The sequence below is a fragment of the Allofrancisella heilbronnii genome (assembly GCF_000710735.2).
GTDB classification, from domain to species: Bacteria; Pseudomonadota; Gammaproteobacteria; order Francisellales; family Francisellaceae; genus Francisella; species Francisella frigidaquae.
In genome coordinates, this window is the sequence record NZ_CP144673.1 from 473,476 (window position 1) to 489,888 (window position 16,413).

Genomic DNA, 16,413 nt, shown 5'->3' on the forward strand with positions numbered 1-16,413 from the left:
GAAGTTATGATTTTCAGACAATTATTTGATATAGATACTTTTACGTATACTTACCTTATTGCATCAGGAGAAGGTAGAGAAGCTATTATAATAGATCCAGTTGATACGCAGTTAAGTAAGTATCATAAACTTTTTGATGAGCTAGATCTTAAACTAGTTGCTGCAATTGATACACATGTACATGCTGATCATATTACAGCACTTGGTTTACTAAGAGAATCAACAGCTTGCAAATCAGTAATGGGAGCACACACAAAAGCAGAGTGTGTTTCTGTGAAGATAAAAGAGGGTGAAGCTGTAAACTTTGATGGTATGAAGCTAAAAGCTATATACACCCCAGGTCACACAGATGACTCTTATAGTTTTATTCTTGGAGATAAACTTTTTACAGGTGACACTCTATTTGTAAGAGGTACTGGTAGAACAGATTTTCAACATGGAGACTCTTTTGCTCAATACGATAGTATAAACAACAAACTTTTCAAGCTTCCAGATGAAACTATAGTTTATCCTGGACATGATTATAATGGCTTTACATCTAGTACTATTGGTGAGGAGAAGAGGTTTAATCCGAGATTACAAGTTAAATCAGCACAAGAGTATGCAGAGCTTATGGCAAATTTAAATCTGCCAAACCCTAAATATATGGATGTTGCTGTTCCAGCTAATTTAAAATGTGGTCTGGTGAAGTAAATGATCTCATTAATAATCTTTGGTCTTATTTGTGGTATAGCTCTTGGTTTAACAGGTGGAGGGGGTTCTATACTAGCAGTGCCTCTTTTAACTTATGGTGTGGGACTAGACTTTCATAGTGCTGTAACCATATCATTATTAGTTGTGGGGTTTACTGCCATTTTCGGATTGGTTATAAATTTTAAAAATCATGATTTAAATTATTTAGCAGCATTCATTATGATAGTTACAGGTGTAATGTTTGCACCTGTGGGTAGTTATCTTTCTCAAGCTTTAACTGATCAAACTCTAATGCTTAGTTTCTCTGTACTTATGGTAGTTATAGGTGTTTGGAGTTTAATAAAGTCAAAAATTATCTCTGATACGCATTCTATATGTAGGAGTATCGGTATTAGATGCATTACAGCGTTACTTTTAAGTGGAGCTATTGTTGGGACTTTAACAGGTTTTTTTGGAGTTGGAGGAGGGTTTTTAATTGTTCCAGCTTTGATGTTTATAACAGGCATACCAATTAAGAGGGCTATTAATACATCACTACTTGTTATTTTTGTAGTTTCAATATCAGGATTTATTTCGCACTATGATTTAGGTAGTATGAACTGGTACGTAGCAATACTATTTATAGTTGGTAGTGTTACTGGTATGGTTTTATCAACTAAGCTTAAGAAAAAACTAAATGATAAAATTTTACAAAAAATATTTGCTATTATGCTGGTTGCATTGGGTCTAGTGATTTATTTTATAAATTAAAAGATTAAAGCCCTATTATATACAATCCCAAATTTACCTAGCTAGTCTTCAACCAACCAGTTATACTGAGCCTTTTAACTTCTGACAAAATAGTCTTAACTTCATGTTCTATTTTTTTACTATTGAATATCACTATCTTGCCACAAGCTGGATAGATGTTTAAATTTCCATTTGGAAGATATAACTTAAGTTCGCCACCATAAGATTCTTGCCAAGCATCATTTAAATAACACACTATAGATATATTGCGACGATCATCATTTTGGAAAGTATCAAGGTGTTTTTTATAAAAAGCACCTTTGGGGTAAATTGCATAATGGAACTCTTTTGTAACGATGCCAGCAAAGCAAGTTTTATTTATATATTCTATAAAGTTATTTACTTTTTGAAAAAATGATTGAGCATGTTTTGTTTCATCTAGCCAGTAAATAAAATCGCTGCGGATAGATCTTTTAACTGTTTCATTTAGCTTATTACCTATTGCTGATTTTCTAAAACAATCTTCTTGGTAGAGTTGAGCCAATTCAGCTTTTAATAGAGAAGTCTCATCTTTAGAAAGCCAATTATCTATGACACAATAACCTTCATTAAAAAAGTCTGTAATAATTTTTTCAAAAAGAGGATTTATAGGTAGTAAATTAGACATGAGCATGCCCAATAAAGAGTTAGTAAGCGAAGTATATACTAAAAATAAGAATTAGTTATCTAACTTTATTATAAAATCATCTAAGTACTCATCCACATCTAGTTCATACTCTGAAATAGCAAAATGTTTAGCTGATTTTTTTTGTTTATGCATTTGTTCAGTTGAGCCAGTATTTAGATGGTGCCATTCTGGTAGATCCTTACCTTCTAAAAGTAACTTGTAGCTACAAGTGTTTGGTAGCCATTTATAAGCATGATTTTTTAGTTGTTTATAGGTTAGGTTTATACATTCAGGTACTAGCTGTTTTCTTTTTTCATACATGTAACATTGGCATTTTGATATATCTAAAAGCTTACAGCTAACCTTAGTGTAGTAGACCTCGTCAGTGTCATGATCTTGTAGTTTATTCAAACAACATAATCCACATCTATCACATACAGATTCCCACTGCTCACTAGTCATATCTTTTAACTTAATTTCTTGCCACCATTTATGCATATTAGAATATAGTATGTTTTATTTATTTGTAGAATAGTAAACTAAATTTGGCGAGAAAAATAGTCGTAAAGAGATTTAAAAATTTTAAACGGTTTGTTGTATAGGTTGGTCTAATACTGGCGATACTCCAGTATCAACAAAAATTTGCTGCTGGATCTTGGTGAAAGCATTCTTGTATGCTTGAGGATCGACTACAGCAGTTGATTTATGAATCGGAACAGAGCTTTGTTGACTTGGATTTGGAACAGTTTTATGCACAACAAAGTTTATTCTTATGCTAGAGTCTTTTTTTGAACCTCTATACTTTTGTATAAATGCTGTAGCTTCAGTGTATTGGGCTTCTTGCCAGAAGTCTACAGTTTGGGTACTCTGTGCTGTAATTATACCAGTATCAAAGTTTGCATCATGAATAATATATCCAAGGTTTTGCATAACAGTAACCGTAGAATTAAAAGCAGAACGTTTATTAACATTAAAAACTTTTGTCTGCATGAGCTGTATTTGTAGCGGAGTAAGGTCTGGTTTTGGCGGTTCTACAACACAGCTAGCTAAAATAATTATCATTAGAAATATGATAGATTTAGAAAGTTTTTTTAACATTTTGCCCCCTTTTTTTAGAAGCTTGTTGATAAAGATTTGAAGTTTGAAACTACATCATCTTTAAATGTTATTATAATAGTCATAGTTTTTTGTGATTCCATAAAATCGCTATTTTTAGTAGCTCCACCAACAAGAATAAGAGTTAAAAATCCTTCTTTTTTAGAGCTGTTTTGGATAGTCGCATTTGTCTGATATGTCCAAACTGAATCTCCATCAGCATTCTGAGTTACAATATTTGGTGATCCAAAGGCTTGTATCACTTGCTCTTTTGTCGTTACTCCTTTTTTCAAAGTTAGCGAAACATTTCCTGATGTATAAGGCGTTTTAGGAAACTCTTGCGGATTATTTGTACTACAAGATGCCAATATAGTAGCTATAAGCGCTAAAGATATTATATATATAGCTTTTTTCATATTTTTCGATATGGTTGGTTATTAAAGATCATGGCATTGTATCATACAATTTTAAATAAAGTGTATATTAAATAGTAAAATAGTGAGACGTGTCAAATAGGTTCAGCATGACATGCTTATTAATGGTTTAGATATAATTGTACCTATAAGTTTGTTATGTATCACAACTGCTATATATATTATTGCTAATAAGTTATAATTGTTGACTATTAAGATAACTCGTCAATTAAAATTTTAACTACTATGAAAACTACAGCAAGAGCTAGAAATAATGCTCGTTTATATACCGTACAAGCTTTATACCAAAAAAAGGTTGCAGATAATACGTTCGATGAATTGAAAGTTCAATATTACTCTGATAATGCTGAAAGGCACCAAACAGATTGGAATCTGTTTTATAGACTTATAGATTCTGCAGAGTCGAATGAAGAAACTATACAAGAGCATATAAAACAAAGCTCCAAAGACGGTATAGATTCAATAAACTACGTTGATCTGGCTGTATTGCAATCTGCTGTTGCAGAACTTATAGAATGTTTGGAAAACCCATATCAAGTAATTATTAAAGAATACGTTGAAATAGCTTATAGTATGGGTACAGAAGAAGGGTACAAGTTTGTTAATGCTATGTTACAGAAATTAGCAAAAACTATTAGAGCTGAAGAGTAAAATTGTCTTGGGAAGCTAAAAAATTAAATTTTTCCCTATGTTGAATCTGCTTATCTTTATTTAATTCAGCAATAAGTACAGTTTCTTTGTATTCTTGATAAGCTAATATTCCACCATTATAGTCAACAATCATACTATCTCCAGCGTAACTGAAGTTTGGATCCTTACCAACTCTGTTACAAGCTACCACATATGCTTGATTTTCTATAGCCCTAGCCTTAAGTAAAGCTTGCCAATGTTCACGCCGTGATTCAGGCCAGCAAGCTACATTTAGTAAAATATCGTACTCATTATTGTTGCAGTTAAAAACTGGAAAACGCAAGTCAAAGCAAACTGTAACAAGTATCCGGTAGCCTTTGTACTGAATTATCTTTCGTTGGTTTCCTTTCGTGTATTTTTTGTTTTCACCTGCATGGATAAAAAGATGATTTTTATCATATGTGTATACTTCTTTTTCAGAGGTTACAAAATATAATCTGTTAGCGATTTTGTTATCTGTAAATGTTGCTGCACTTCCAACGATAGCAGAGTTTCTATTTTTTACTTGATCGTACATCCAGTTAACAACATCTTCTTGGAAACTAGCTTCATTAGTTGGGTTCATAACAAAACCAGTATTAAACATCTCAGGTAGGATAATTAAATCGATCCCTCGGTCTAGAGTAGCTATTTTTTGCTCTAGCTTTGTATAGTTTAAATCTTTATTACCCCAAATTATATCACTCTGTATTATTGCAACTTTTAGTTTATTCATACTTTATTATTTCCCTAGGTGATGTAGTTTGTTTTTAGATTTTTGAGAGGATTTTTGCTCCTTTTATAATAGCATTGTCTTTTTTAGCAAAGCATAATCTAAGTAAACCATTTTTAGGCTTTTCAAAAAGTGAGGATACTGGTATTAGTCCAACACCATATTCTGTAATAAGTCTTGTAGCAAACTCACTGTCATTTTCATTACTGATATTGGTATAATCCAGCATCTGAAAAGGTGAACCATGCCATTCTAAAAGCTTAAATCGAGAACCTTTTAAATGTTGGCGTAATAAAGAGTTTTGTTTTTTATAAAGTTTATGAAGGTTTTGGTAGTATTCAGGGTGTTCTAAAATCCCTTCAGCTAAGGCTAGCTGCATAGGGTGGACTGCTGAAAAAGTTGAAAACTGCTTTACTGCCAAAATATTTTTTATAATTTCACTAGGGGCTATTGCAATTCCTAAACGCCATCCTGTTAGATTATAAGTTTTACCAAGAGATTGTAACACTATTAGTTTATCTCTAAGTCCAGGAATTTCTAAAGCACTAGTAAAAACTTCACCAGCATAAATATGCTCATAAACTTCATCAGCTATAACTAAGATATTCTTATCTTTAATGATTTTAGCAAACTCTAAATATTCCTCTTTTGAGATAACACTTCCCATAGGATTGTGAGGAGAGTTAAGAATAATGATTTTAGTTTTATCGGTAATTGCATTTGCTAGAGCTTGTAAATCTATTTTCCCATCTGACAGTAAGTTCAGTCTTATTGGTTTGCCTTGGTTGAGTTTTGTTAACCCAACGTAAGCATCAAATACAGGGTCAAACATTATTACTTCATCATCTTTTTCTACATATGCTGTAATAGCTGCAAATAGCCCCTCGATAGCCCCAACTGTAATAGCGACATTATCGATGCCTATATCTACGTCATAACAACTTTTGGTCTTTTGAATTACAGCTTTACGTAATACTAAGGTACCAGGAATTGGTGAATATTGGTTTTTACCTTGTTGCATGTAAAAGTTTGTACGATCAATTAACCATTCTGGAGTATCAAAATCAGGCGCTCCTTGGGTAAAACTAATTGCATTATACTCAGCTGCCATTACAGCAAATTTTCCATATACGGACGGTGAGGTGTCAATGTATGATTTTGGCTGGATCATAATTATTAAAGTGGAGTTGGGTTTATTAGAAGTATACTGGTATTTTAAGTTTGGTCAAATAGGGTATAGTTAATCCGAGTAAACAATATAGAAAAATGCTTGTCATTCCAAACTTACGATCTGGAACCTACTTACTACAGCTATAAGCTTAGCTTTAACTTTTAAACACAACTTAACTGGAATAACTATAGTAATAGAGTTTTAGACTTTTAGAATTTCTTTTAATTGTTCAATAGAGATTTCTTGTTTTTCTTGAGTTTTACGGTTTTTATATTCAATTAAATTTTGCTCAAGAAGTCTATCACCAATTATTACATGGTGAGAGCAACCAATCAAATCAGCATCAGCAAACATTACTCCTGGGCGATTGCCACGATCATCTAAGAGTACGTCTATTCCATTGGAAATTAGGTCTTGATAAAGTTTATCAGCAACTTCTTTTACCTGCGCAGATTTGTTGTAATTGATAGGCAATATAGTTACTAGAAATGGGGTTATAGCTTCTGGCCAGATGATTCCTTTATCGTCGTGAGATTGTTCTATTGCTGCAGCCATAACACGGGATACACCAAATCCATAACAGCCCATTAACATAGGTTTAGATTTGCCATCTTGCCCAATAATATTAGCATTCATCGGTTTAGAATAAACATCCTCAAGCTCAAAAATATGACCAACTTCTATACCATTAGTTAATTCTAAAGTTCCTTTGCCATCTGGTGAGATATCGCCAGCAATTACATTTCTAATATCAGCAACCTGATAGTTCGTTACATCTTTATCCCAGTTTACATTTATAAGATGATAATCATCTTCATTAGCACCACAACATAGATCTGTAATTGCTACAGCATTGTAATCAGCAATTATCGGGATAGGGCAGTTAAGTATGCCAAGCGAACCAGGATTAGCATTAAAAATTAAAAAAATCTCTTCCTTTGTGGCTAAAGTGTACGGTGCGGCTATTTGCTCTAGTTTATTTATTTTAGTTTCGTTAAGCTCATGATCACCACGTATTACTAGCGCAAAAAAATTATTTTCAGCATCTTTGATAATCATAGTTTTTACGGTTTGTTTAATATCAAAATCAATCTTGTTACAAAGGCTTTCAATAGTCTTGATACTTGGAGTATGAATTTTTTCTATATGATTTTTAGAAACTTCTTTTTTACTGAAATCTGGTTTTGCATAAGTCGCTAGCTCAATATTCGCTGCATAATCACTACTATTACTGTAGCAAATAATATCTTCACCAGCGTTTGCTAGAACTTGAAATTCATGACTATTATCACCACCTATAGCGCCTGTATCTGCTTTTACAGGACGATATTCTAAACCGATTTTGTCCAAGATATTGCAGTAAGTTTGGTACATTTGTTGGTAAGTAGTATGTAAGCATTGGCTATTTTCATGAAAAGAGTAAGCATCTTTCATAATAAATTCACGAGCACGCATCACACCAAAACGAGGACGAATTTCATCTCTAAACTTTGTTTGGATTTGGTATAAGTTTAAAGGTAGCTGCTTATAACTTTTGATAGTATCTCTAGCCATATCTACAATAGGTTCCTCATGGGTTGGACCATAGCAGAAATCTCTATCATGCCTATCTTTTAGTTTTAGAAGTTCAGGACCAAATTTACTCCAGCGATGAGTTTCTTGTAAAAGCTCAGAAGGCAGAATGCTTGGCAATAATAATTCACTAGCTCCTGATTTATTCATTTCTTGGCGGACAATATCTTGGATTTTTTGTAGTACTTTTAGTCCAATTGGTAGCCAAGTATATATTCCAGAAGCTAGTTTTTTGATTAAGCCAGCTTTTAGCATGTATTGGTGACTAATAAGGACAGCTTCTTTAGGTAGCTCTTTTGTAGTAGCAATGAGAGTTTGAGACGCTTTCATACATTTCGAATTTTTGAAAATAAAAGTAAGTGAATTATAACAAAAAACAACTATAAAACATAAGGAAAAAGACTTATGATAGATGCAAGTCAGGAGATATGAGAATTGAGGGGAAACTTACATCTATCAAGAGTCATCATAAAATTAAACCTTATTTAAGTTAAGTGTGTAAGTGTAATAAATTAAGGTTTAATTTATTTTATTAATTATACATATTTAAAATTATAAGTCAATGTTTAAAAAAATAAACTTTACATTTTTTTATACCTGCACCGTCATAACTTTAGCTCAAATGTAAAATTGTATTCTTAAAGTCCTAAAAATAGTTAAAGAAACTGTTATAAGCTTGGAATTAGACAGATGGTAACAAGACAACAATATTTTTAACGTGGTTAGAAACATATAATTTTAGTTTATAACGGTCCTATAATACCAATTCCAACACATATTAGTACTTTCTAACTTTGTATTTCATACCTAATTTAATCCTTTGATATTTGCCAATAGCCACTGCTATTGCCTGCACATCAAAAACTTAAATTAGTCATAAACTCCTTTGTGATAAATGCACCAATTTATGTTGGAATTGGTATAAAAGAGAGTTCCAGTTGTGTTTATTAGGTTTGTGAAATTTAAATAAACCAAAAGGAACTAAAACTAGCTATAGATGTTCAACTTTACTTGGAGAAAATTTAGGGTCTTCTGGCATTCATAGCTTAAAAAAGGAGGAGATAAATATAAAAACCAGAAGACTCTAAATGTAAACTGTTTATGACAAAGTGAAATTTTTGGCTCCCCGAGACGGACTTGAACCGCCGACCAATTGATTAACAGTCAACTGCTCTACCGACTGAGCTATCGGGGAACAACATGGAGTATTCTATAGCCATTTACTTGTACTGTCAATATATATTTTGTTTTTTTAAACATTTTTTATGTATTTAATATCCAACTATAATTTTGGGAAAGCTATAAAGTTTATAAGCTTTATCGTTTGTGTTAATATTAGCAAATTATTTATTTTAAGGTTCTAGAAAAGCCAATAGCACAAATGCAAAATCAAGTTATTCAAAGACAACAAGATTTAGTTGAAGAATTATCCTTTTTTGAAGACTGGGAAGATAAGTATGATTATATAATATCTTTAGGGAAGCAACTAACCCATTTTCCAGAGGAGAAAAAAGTGCAACAAAACCTTGTCAAAGGATGTCAATCACAAGTTTGGTTTGCTAGTGATATAATAGATGATAGGTTACACTTTATAGCTACAAGTGATGCTTTGATTGTCTCTGGTTTAATAGGGCTGCTTCTTAGGGTTTATAATGATTCAAAACCTAGTGATATATTACAATCAACCACAGACTTTATAAAAGAAATAGGCTTTGGTAGTAATTTGAGCGCTACTAGAGTAAATGGACTAAAGTCTATGCTAGACTATATATATTCACAGGCACTTAAACACCAGTAAATGGATATACTGATTGCTCGTCCATATGATGACGCTAAGCAACTTGCTGAATTATTTAAGTCTAGCGGTTTGTCAGTTGAGGTACTGCCATCTATAAAAATAGTACATAAGAAAATAAATTTTAAAATTGAAAATTACACGGATTTTATATTTACAAGTAAATATGCGGTGGAAAGTTTATTTAGTCAGTATTTACCATCTAATTTTATGGATAAGTCTATATATAGTGTTGGTGCTACAACAGCAAAGCATCTAGCAAACTTTAATCTTAATGCAAAGCATCCAAAAGAATATAATTCTAAAGAGCTGTTTAAACTCATCTCAAAGCAAGGTTTATCTGATAGGAAGTTTGCTATTTTCTCAGGTGTTGATGGTAATGAGTATTTAGAAAAGGAAATAAGTAAACATACAACTTGTCAAAAGTTTGAAACTTATCAACGCGCTTTTGAGAGTAAGGAAGCTTTATATACTAAATATTTAAAACTGTGGGGAGACAAACAGCCTAGGTTCATAATAACAACAAGTATAGATGTATTTAAATCTTTAAACAGAATTTTTGAAAAAATACCTCTACCTGGAGATAGTATAGTTACCATAACGAGCACAAAAATGTTAAAATTTGTTAATTCACAAGGGTTCCATAATACGTTAAAACTTGAAAAATTAAGTAATTATTGTATTTATGTAAAAATATTACAACATATAGAGGCTAATGATTATGTCAGTAGAGAAAAGTAATCAAAATAGTGATCCAAAAGAGAATAAAAAAACAGCGTCAAATATTACGTCAAATACAATGATATCAAAGCTTAGTTTAGCGGGGTCTTTGATTGCTATAGGTCTAACTGGATATATGCTTGTTAATTCAACTATAGAATCTAAAAAATCCCAGCAAATAAACCAATTCTACGAAAAACTACAATCCCAAGTTAATCAGTTAAAAGCTACACAATCTAGCCAAATAAAATCTATAGAGCAAGAAGGCTTTCTAGCACAGGTTCAGCAAAGTAGTTTAAGAGCTGTTCAAGGTCAGTTAGAAGCGTTAAATAACCAAATTGCTACTCCAACTAAAGATATATATATGCAAATGAGTATTATTAATATCCAATCAGCTATTGATTATTTGACCTTGGCAAAAGATGTAGCTTTATTTAATGGAAATACAGCTAAAGCTAAAGAGTTGGTAAGCATCGCTTTTAGTAAGATAGAAGCAAGTAAGGTTGCTAATTTAAGTGCAAATGATATGCAAAACATTAAAAAAGCTTTGGATCAATATGATTCTAGGAGTGATATCGTTAATGTTTTTATTAATATACAACAACAATTAGACAAACTTATTTATATAACACCGGAAAATTTAGACCAAACTAAAACTGATACTACAAAATCTAACAAGTATTTAAGTTTCTTAAGCTCAGTTATCGAGATACAAGATATTCCAAAAAACCAAAAATTAGTATCGACTAACGAAGCCAAATATGTGGTGGCAAGTAATCTTTATAATGCTTTAATAGCTTTACAAAATGCTGTGTATGCTAATGATCAAGTTGTTATAGATAAAACTAAAGCAAACTTGCTAGAAATTTTGCAACAAAGATTTATTCAAAACCAGGACGCTAAAAATTTAGAGAAAACTATTACAGATTTAAATGCTCAAGATAGACAAAATTTGAATGATAGTTTAGAAAATACTGTTGAAGCTTTGGTTAAACAACAAAACCAGCTTTTAGCAGGTAATAAAAGTAGTTTAGTAGAGCATAAGCAAAAGGAAGTGGAAAATGATAAAAATTTTTAAGCTTATATTTGTAGTTGCTGCAGCTACACTGATAGGTATTTGGGCGACTAAATACCATGGGTTTGTAATGCTTGTTTTAGCAGATAAGTCTCTAAAAATAAATTTAGTTGCTTTTATTTTTATACTTGCGATTATACTTTTTCTTACTATTTTTGGTTATAGGTTTTTTAGATTATTGCTTAGCTTGCCTTATCTTATATTTAGTTGGTTTATAGGTTTGTTTGTGATTAATAAGGGGGAAAAATTTGCTGATCTTATGGCAGATATTTTATTAGAACATAACGAGCTTTTATCTAAATTAGGCTTAACCAAGCTTATTAAATTTACGCCTAAATATTTACAAGATTATGTGATATTTAAAAAGCTAAGTATTTTTGTTAAAAAAAATGATATAAAAGCCCTCGAGCTTGCGATTAAGCAGCTTGATAACCATAGTTTTGTCTACAAGTTTTTTGAAGCATATTTACAGTATTTAATAAATAAAACTTCAGATGCTCAAGCTAGCGTGAAAGAACTTTTAACTGTGCGTAATAATAAATTTTTACCACATATAGTTAATTTGGCAGCAAAAATAGCTTTAGCTAATAGTGATAAAGATTTTGCATTATATATTTTAGAGAAATATAACCCTTATTTAGAAACACAAAATGAAGAAGCTTTAATAATATTAGCATTAAAAGAAGCAAAAGATGCTAGTCAATTGACAAATATATACAACAAGTGTGATGCTACTGCAATGCTAAGTAGGGTATACGTTGAGCAACTTTTAAAATTTAACGACACTTCTACAGCTCAGAGATTTATGAAAAAACAATTGGGCAAAGTAGAGATTGATTCAAAGATGCTTTATATGTACGTTAACGCTTTTAATATAGAAATTCCTAAGCTATATTCAAGAGTTTGTAATGAAGCTAATAAAAATTATGATAGCGTCCTTACTTTGTTAAGTTTAGCTATGATAAAGTCAGATACTCAAAGTTTCAAGATGATTTATCAATATATTGAGACCAATATTAAAGCATTTTTATCACAGTATGAGCTAGAAAAATACCAGCATATACTATGTAGATTTTATATAAAAAATGGCAGTGTAGCTGGAATTGATTTATCGGAAGCTAGACTTGTTTATAGTAAATATTAGGGAAATCTATGTTAATTAAAAGATGGTTTCTAAATAATAGTCTACGAAATTATCAATACTTGTTGTATGACCAACAAAATGCTATAGTAATTGACCCTTTAAAGTCAGATATTTTTAGGGATTTCATTATTGGTAAACAACTTAGCCTAAAAGCAATCTTGGTGACTCATAAACACGGTGATCATATAGCAGGTGTCAAAAAGCTTAAACAAGATTTTCCAACTGCTAAAATATATGCTTATGCAAACAATGATTTATTTGAGCCAGATGTTTATGTCAAGGATGATGACCGTATAGATTTTGGGTTTACTAAGTTTGGGGTATTATATACACCAGGACACATATCTGACCATGTAAGTTTTTTATTTGACGAAGAAAAAGCCCTTTTTTGTGGTGATACGTTATTTAATGCAGGGGTTGGTGGTGTACACGCTCAAACAGCAGATGTTAATCAGTTGTATGATTCTGTTGTAAAAATAACCAATTTAAATAGTAATATAAAACTATATCCAGCTCATGATTATTGGAAAAATAATTTAGATTTTGCACTAAGTGTTCTTCCAGATGATAGTTATTTAAATTATTATAAAAATCATATTGTAGAATTAGAAGCAGAAGATAAACCAATTGTAGATTTAGCAGAAGAGAGTAAACTTAATATTTTTATTAGATCTATAGATGATAAAACACTTTTAAAAGCACTACCAGAGTATAAATTAGGTAGAGAGATGTTTGTAAAGTTAAGAGAGTTAAAGAATAACTTTTAGCCCAGTTCTGTGGCTTATTTAGATTTATTATTGTTATCTTCTGTAGGTTCAATTTTTGTTTTACTGATCTCTCTAGTAAAGCCACCGTTTAAACCAATTCGTTGGAGTTTAATAATATCTGGTGCCATAGCTCTAGTACTGTCATAAGGTCCGATGTACATTCTGATCCAATTTCCTACATACTCGAATTTAGGTTCAAGACCAGCTTCTTTTATTTTATTAACGTAATAAGTAGTTTCATTCATGTTTCTAAAGGAAGCAATTTGATATACGTAGGTATATTTGTATTGAGCTCTTTGTGCTTGAGGTTTAGCATCTACAATAACGCTTTCATTTTTCAGATTATCGTAAAATGTAAAAACCATTTTGTTATCGTTATCTTTCGAGTGAGTTTTTTGCTTACTATCTGCTTGTTTGCTAGAGCTTTTTTCCATAGTAGCGGTGTTATTGTTAGTCTCAATCTGAACTTTTTCCTGAGCTTTTTGTTTCTTTAAGTGTTTGTTTATAATCTTAGATGCAACAGCAATACTTAGTAAGCCAACAATAAACAAGACAATGATTTTTTTTCTTCTCGTGTTAGAAGTAATAGGTTTTTGTGTTTGCTCTGAAGAGTCTTTTGGTTTTTTGGGAATATTCAGTCTAGAGAGATCTTTCATAAGCTATAAAATTTTATCAAACTAACTTTGCGTTTAAGCTATTAATGTTATACTAAAAATGATTATAATTAATAGTTGCATAAAAATATATAGAGTTTTGTATGAGTTTTAAGAAAAATGATAAGCTTATAGTTTGTGGGTTTAGTGATGATTGTCCGAAAGCATTTAAAGATAAGATAATAGCAATGGGTGTGATAGAAGGTCAACAAATGAAAGTTATAAATAAATCGATCCTGGGTGGTCCTATAGCTTTTGAGACAAGTTGTGGTACATTCTCATTGCGAAAAAAAGATTTAGAATTTTTGAAGTTGGAAAAACTAAGTTAAAAAAACACAAAAGGAAAAGTATGAAGTTAAAGAAAATATTTTTATTAACATCAGTTTGTATAATAACGTTAGGTGCAGTTGGTTTGTATGCAACAGATATTAATAATGGTACACAAATTCAGTATTCTAGCAGTGAATATAAAAATATCGAAAAAATAGTAATAGATAATATAGATTCATTATTTCCATACCAAACCCAAATAACAGTAGGCGATATTAAGCGTGGGAGTGATGGTCAGATTATAATAGAAGATGTCTTAGTTATTAGCGGGGATAAAAACCCAAATCTTTCTATCAATGAAATAATCACAAAGGATCTAAATTTCGGGAAAAATGTAACGCATGATTACGTTATAAAAGTTAAAGGACTTAGTATAACTAATTTGGCTACTTCAGTTGCAAATAGTAATGTCGTTAGCGCTCAGACAGATCCAAAAAACCTGGTAGAAAATAAAGGTCTATTTAGTGTTATAATGAATAATCTTGGTCAGAGCATATATGACCTGGAAATGGTTTATAATAACTACGAGAAAACTTTAGATCTTAAACTTGATTCTACAAACAATAAGGAAGAATTTATACAAAGTGAAGTTGAGCTAGATGACATCGATTTTTCAAATATAGTTGTAGATTCAGATTTCTTAGCTAGCGTAGAGGATGCTGTGCAACAGGCAAGCTTAAAAGAGCTTGAGTTTGATATGAATCTCTCAGAGCTTATAAGAGCAGTTTCAGTTCAATATCTAGGTAAAGATTATGATAAAAAAGTAACCTTTGAAACTAAAGGAGCTTTGTCAGAGAAAAAAGGACAGTTTAGTTTGAATGTAAATGGTAAGTTAGATTCAAGTAACTATATAAATTTTGGTTTGGTTATAGATGGTATTAATCTAGCAGATATTAAGTTAAAAGATTTCTCTACAAATTATGAACATCTATTAGAAAATGCTTATATTACCTCAATAAATGATAACACCAAAATAGCTTTGAGGTTTGACAGTAATTTATTTGACAAAAATTCACCTTTTCAAGCTATTTTTAAAACCTTGGGAAGACAGAGTATTTATTTAAATGTAGCTTCTAAGAAAAACTATAGTACTGGCTTAACTTTTAATTCAAGCTTAAACTTAGTAAGTAAAGATTTAGCTGAGTTAAACACTAGCTACCAAGGAATAGTAAACGGTAAGCTTAACATATTGCCATATATAGGGGCATCTGGTTCTCAGGACATGAATAGCCTTTATAAATGTAAGAGTCAGCTGTGCATTTCTAATATAGATGTTAGTTTTGCTAACCATGGATTACTAGAAATACTTGCTAGATACACCAATAAAGATCCTAATACCACGCCTCAGCAAATATTAGCTTCTTATGGTGCTTTGTTACAGCTTATGGCGTCTCAACAAAAAGATGTATTTTTGCAGAAAGTATTATCATCTCTTGCTATGTTTTTACAGAATCCACAAAGTATTAGTATGCATGCAAAAGCAAATAAGCCATTGAACCAAAATGTATTATTAGTAAGTTTGACAGAAGATCTAGAAAACATAAGTAGTAATAATTCGGTGAAAAATGGAAAAGTAAATTTAAGTAATAACACTAATTTAAAAATTCTTGATAATATTCAAAACCTATTTAAGATTAGTTTCGAGGTTAATAAGTAAGTGTAAGTAATATTTTCTTTTAATTAAAGACCATATCGGTATTGACAATGTTTCAAAATAAGGTAATATATGACTTTATAAAAGCGGGAATAGCTCAGTGGTAGAGCACAACCTTGCCAAGGTTGGGGTCGCGAGTTCGAGCCTCGTTTCCCGCTCCACACTTTTCTTTGTATGTGTGGTCGAGTAGCAAAATGGTTATGCAGAGGCCTGCAAAGCCTTGGACGCCGGTTCGATTCCGGCCTCGACCTCCAAACATTGCCCGGGTGGTGAAATTGGTAGACACAAGGGACTTAAAATCCCTCGGAGCTTAACCTCCGTGCCGGTTCGAGTCCGGCCCCGGGCACCATATTAAATGTAGTTAACTACTCTTATCTCTGTTAAAACCATGTCAAAGCATTATATTTAAACCATTTTGTAACTAAAATACTAGAGCTAATTGAAAAAAAATAAGGTCTAAAACATAGCTGTAAATGTTGTAGACTAAGGTTTTAAAAAGGATTATTTACAAA

At 31.5% G+C, this 16,413-nt stretch carries 18 protein-coding genes and 4 tRNA genes; 13 read left to right on the forward strand and 9 right to left on the reverse strand.

The window, feature by feature from the left end:
* Positions 1-6: 6 nt before the first annotated feature.
* Both FRA_RS02220 and FRA_RS02225 read left to right on the forward strand, forming a co-directional pair.
* Positions 7-693: an MBL fold metallo-hydrolase gene (locus FRA_RS02220; RefSeq protein ID WP_035721521.1), complete on the forward strand. Its 687-nt coding sequence runs from the start codon at positions 7-9 to the stop codon at positions 691-693.
* A 3-nt stretch (positions 694-696) separates the two neighbouring features.
* A complete protein-coding gene (locus FRA_RS02225; RefSeq protein WP_035721632.1) occupies positions 697-1,443 on the forward strand; it encodes a sulfite exporter TauE/SafE family protein in 747 nt (248 codons plus the stop codon).
* Between the two features lie 37 nt (positions 1,444-1,480).
* On the opposite strand, the gene FRA_RS02230 is transcribed toward FRA_RS02225, so the two are convergent.
* The 4 genes from FRA_RS02230 to FRA_RS02245 all read right to left on the reverse strand — a co-directional run bounded on the left by FRA_RS02230 (position 1,481) and on the right by FRA_RS02245 (position 3,600).
* On the reverse strand, positions 1,481-2,089 hold the full coding sequence (locus tag FRA_RS02230; RefSeq protein ID WP_035721523.1) for a 2OG-Fe(II) oxygenase: 609 nt from the start codon (positions 2,087-2,089) through the stop codon (positions 1,481-1,483).
* 51 nt (positions 2,090-2,140) lie between these two features.
* Positions 2,141-2,587, reverse strand: coding sequence for a YcgN family cysteine cluster protein (locus tag FRA_RS02235; RefSeq protein ID WP_035721526.1), 447 nt, complete (start codon positions 2,585-2,587; stop codon positions 2,141-2,143).
* Positions 2,588-2,671: 84 nt separating this feature from the next.
* Positions 2,672-3,151 carry a hypothetical protein gene (locus FRA_RS02240; protein WP_155960908.1) on the reverse strand — a complete coding sequence of 160 codons (480 nt, stop codon included), beginning with the start codon at positions 3,149-3,151 and terminating at the stop codon, positions 2,672-2,674.
* Between the two features lie 50 nt (positions 3,152-3,201).
* Positions 3,202-3,600: a hypothetical protein gene (locus FRA_RS02245; protein WP_035721531.1), complete on the reverse strand. Its 399-nt coding sequence runs from the start codon at positions 3,598-3,600 to the stop codon at positions 3,202-3,204.
* A 243-nt stretch (positions 3,601-3,843) separates the two neighbouring features.
* Between FRA_RS02245 and nusB the strand changes: the two genes are divergently transcribed.
* Positions 3,844-4,269: a transcription antitermination factor NusB gene (gene nusB, locus FRA_RS02250; RefSeq protein WP_035721534.1), complete on the forward strand. Its 426-nt coding sequence runs from the start codon at positions 3,844-3,846 to the stop codon at positions 4,267-4,269.
* Here nusB and FRA_RS02255 read toward each other — a convergent pair.
* The 4 genes from FRA_RS02255 to FRA_RS02270 form a co-directional block, all read right to left on the reverse strand.
* Positions 4,253-5,023 carry an amidohydrolase gene (locus FRA_RS02255; RefSeq protein ID WP_035721537.1) on the reverse strand — a complete coding sequence of 257 codons (771 nt, stop codon included), beginning with the start codon at positions 5,021-5,023 and terminating at the stop codon, positions 4,253-4,255. The genes nusB and FRA_RS02255 overlap by 17 nt on opposite strands.
* 34 nt (positions 5,024-5,057) lie before the next feature.
* A complete protein-coding gene (locus FRA_RS02260; protein WP_035721540.1) occupies positions 5,058-6,191 on the reverse strand; it encodes an aminotransferase class I/II-fold pyridoxal phosphate-dependent enzyme in 1,134 nt (377 codons plus the stop codon).
* 201 nt (positions 6,192-6,392) lie between these two features.
* Complete coding sequence (locus FRA_RS02265) at positions 6,393-8,093, reverse strand: proline--tRNA ligase (protein ID WP_035721543.1); 1,701 nt, start codon at positions 8,091-8,093, stop codon at positions 6,393-6,395.
* Positions 8,094-8,882: 789 nt separating this feature from the next.
* Positions 8,883-8,958, reverse strand: a tRNA-Asn gene (locus tag FRA_RS02270).
* A gap of 186 nt (positions 8,959-9,144) precedes the next feature.
* Between FRA_RS02270 and FRA_RS02275 the strand changes: the two genes are divergently transcribed.
* Genes FRA_RS02275 through FRA_RS02295 form a run of 5 tightly spaced genes read left to right on the forward strand, consistent with a single transcriptional unit; the run spans position 9,145 to position 13,264 of the window.
* Positions 9,145-9,561 (forward strand): SufE family protein, encoded by a 417-nt coding sequence (locus FRA_RS02275; RefSeq protein WP_035721546.1) that lies wholly within the window; start codon positions 9,145-9,147, stop codon positions 9,559-9,561.
* Positions 9,562-10,299, forward strand: a complete 738-nt coding sequence (locus FRA_RS02280; protein WP_035721549.1) for a uroporphyrinogen-III synthase — start codon at positions 9,562-9,564, stop codon at positions 10,297-10,299.
* On the forward strand, positions 10,280-11,356 hold the full coding sequence (locus tag FRA_RS02285; RefSeq protein WP_035721552.1) for a hypothetical protein: 1,077 nt from the start codon (positions 10,280-10,282) through the stop codon (positions 11,354-11,356). The genes FRA_RS02280 and FRA_RS02285 overlap by 20 nt, the downstream gene beginning before the upstream one ends.
* Positions 11,340-12,497, forward strand: a complete 1,158-nt coding sequence (locus FRA_RS02290; protein ID WP_035721557.1) for a membrane protein — start codon at positions 11,340-11,342, stop codon at positions 12,495-12,497. The genes FRA_RS02285 and FRA_RS02290 overlap by 17 nt, the downstream gene beginning before the upstream one ends.
* Before the next feature lie 8 nt (positions 12,498-12,505).
* Positions 12,506-13,264 (forward strand): MBL fold metallo-hydrolase, encoded by a 759-nt coding sequence (locus tag FRA_RS02295; protein WP_035721560.1) that lies wholly within the window; start codon positions 12,506-12,508, stop codon positions 13,262-13,264.
* A 14-nt stretch (positions 13,265-13,278) separates the two neighbouring features.
* On the opposite strand, the gene FRA_RS02300 is transcribed toward FRA_RS02295, so the two are convergent.
* The gene (locus FRA_RS02300) at positions 13,279-13,920 is read right to left on the reverse strand and encodes an SPOR domain-containing protein (protein WP_051686805.1); all 642 of its coding nucleotides are present in this window, start codon (positions 13,918-13,920) and stop codon (positions 13,279-13,281) included.
* Positions 13,921-14,021: 101 nt separating this feature from the next.
* On the opposite strand from FRA_RS02300, the gene FRA_RS02305 reads away from it, so the two are divergent.
* The 5 genes from FRA_RS02305 (at position 14,022) to FRA_RS02325 (ending at position 16,250) form a co-directional block, all read left to right on the forward strand.
* A complete protein-coding gene (locus FRA_RS02305) occupies positions 14,022-14,246 on the forward strand; it encodes a FeoA domain-containing protein (RefSeq protein ID WP_035721563.1) in 225 nt (74 codons plus the stop codon).
* Between the two features lie 20 nt (positions 14,247-14,266).
* Complete coding sequence (locus FRA_RS02310) at positions 14,267-15,904, forward strand: hypothetical protein (RefSeq protein WP_035721566.1); 1,638 nt, start codon at positions 14,267-14,269, stop codon at positions 15,902-15,904.
* An 83-nt stretch (positions 15,905-15,987) separates the two neighbouring features.
* Positions 15,988-16,062: transfer RNA gene (locus FRA_RS02315), tRNA-Gly, on the forward strand.
* A 19-nt stretch (positions 16,063-16,081) separates the two neighbouring features.
* Positions 16,082-16,155 (forward strand) — tRNA-Cys (locus tag FRA_RS02320).
* A gap of 6 nt (positions 16,156-16,161) precedes the next feature.
* Positions 16,162-16,250, forward strand: a tRNA-Leu gene (locus FRA_RS02325).
* The last annotated feature ends 163 nt before the right edge of the window (positions 16,251-16,413 follow it).

Bases quoted from the DNA above. Each gene is read 5' to 3' on its own strand.
- FRA_RS02265 (WP_035721543.1), bottom strand. From the start codon at position 8,093: ATGAAAGCGTCTCAAACTCTCATTGCTACTACAAAAGAGCTACCTAAA.
- FRA_RS02290 (WP_035721557.1), top strand. From the start codon at position 11,340: ATGATAAAAATTTTTAAGCTTATATTTGTAGTTGCTGCAGCTACACTG.
- FRA_RS02235 (WP_035721526.1), bottom strand. From the start codon at position 2,587: ATGCATAAATGGTGGCAAGAAATTAAGTTAAAAGATATGACTAGTGAG.
- FRA_RS02295 (WP_035721560.1), top strand. From the start codon at position 12,506: ATGTTAATTAAAAGATGGTTTCTAAATAATAGTCTACGAAATTATCAA.
- FRA_RS02305 (WP_035721563.1), top strand. From the start codon at position 14,022: ATGAGTTTTAAGAAAAATGATAAGCTTATAGTTTGTGGGTTTAGTGAT.
- FRA_RS02300 (WP_051686805.1), bottom strand. From the start codon at position 13,920: ATGAAAGATCTCTCTAGACTGAATATTCCCAAAAAACCAAAAGACTCT.
- FRA_RS02260 (WP_035721540.1), bottom strand. From the start codon at position 6,191: ATGATCCAGCCAAAATCATACATTGACACCTCACCGTCCGTATATGGA.
- FRA_RS02255 (WP_035721537.1), bottom strand. From the start codon at position 5,023: ATGAATAAACTAAAAGTTGCAATAATACAGAGTGATATAATTTGGGGT.
- FRA_RS02230 (WP_035721523.1), bottom strand. From the start codon at position 2,089: ATGTCTAATTTACTACCTATAAATCCTCTTTTTGAAAAAATTATTACA.
- FRA_RS02220 (WP_035721521.1), top strand. From the start codon at position 7: ATGATTTTCAGACAATTATTTGATATAGATACTTTTACGTATACTTAC.
- FRA_RS02275 (WP_035721546.1), top strand. From the start codon at position 9,145: ATGCAAAATCAAGTTATTCAAAGACAACAAGATTTAGTTGAAGAATTA.
- FRA_RS02240 (WP_155960908.1), bottom strand. From the start codon at position 3,151: ATGATAATTATTTTAGCTAGCTGTGTTGTAGAACCGCCAAAACCAGAC.
- nusB (WP_035721534.1), top strand. From the start codon at position 3,844: ATGAAAACTACAGCAAGAGCTAGAAATAATGCTCGTTTATATACCGTA.
- FRA_RS02245 (WP_035721531.1), bottom strand. From the start codon at position 3,600: ATGAAAAAAGCTATATATATAATATCTTTAGCGCTTATAGCTACTATA.
- FRA_RS02280 (WP_035721549.1), top strand. From the start codon at position 9,562: ATGGATATACTGATTGCTCGTCCATATGATGACGCTAAGCAACTTGCT.
- FRA_RS02285 (WP_035721552.1), top strand. From the start codon at position 10,280: ATGTCAGTAGAGAAAAGTAATCAAAATAGTGATCCAAAAGAGAATAAA.
- FRA_RS02310 (WP_035721566.1), top strand. From the start codon at position 14,267: ATGAAGTTAAAGAAAATATTTTTATTAACATCAGTTTGTATAATAACG.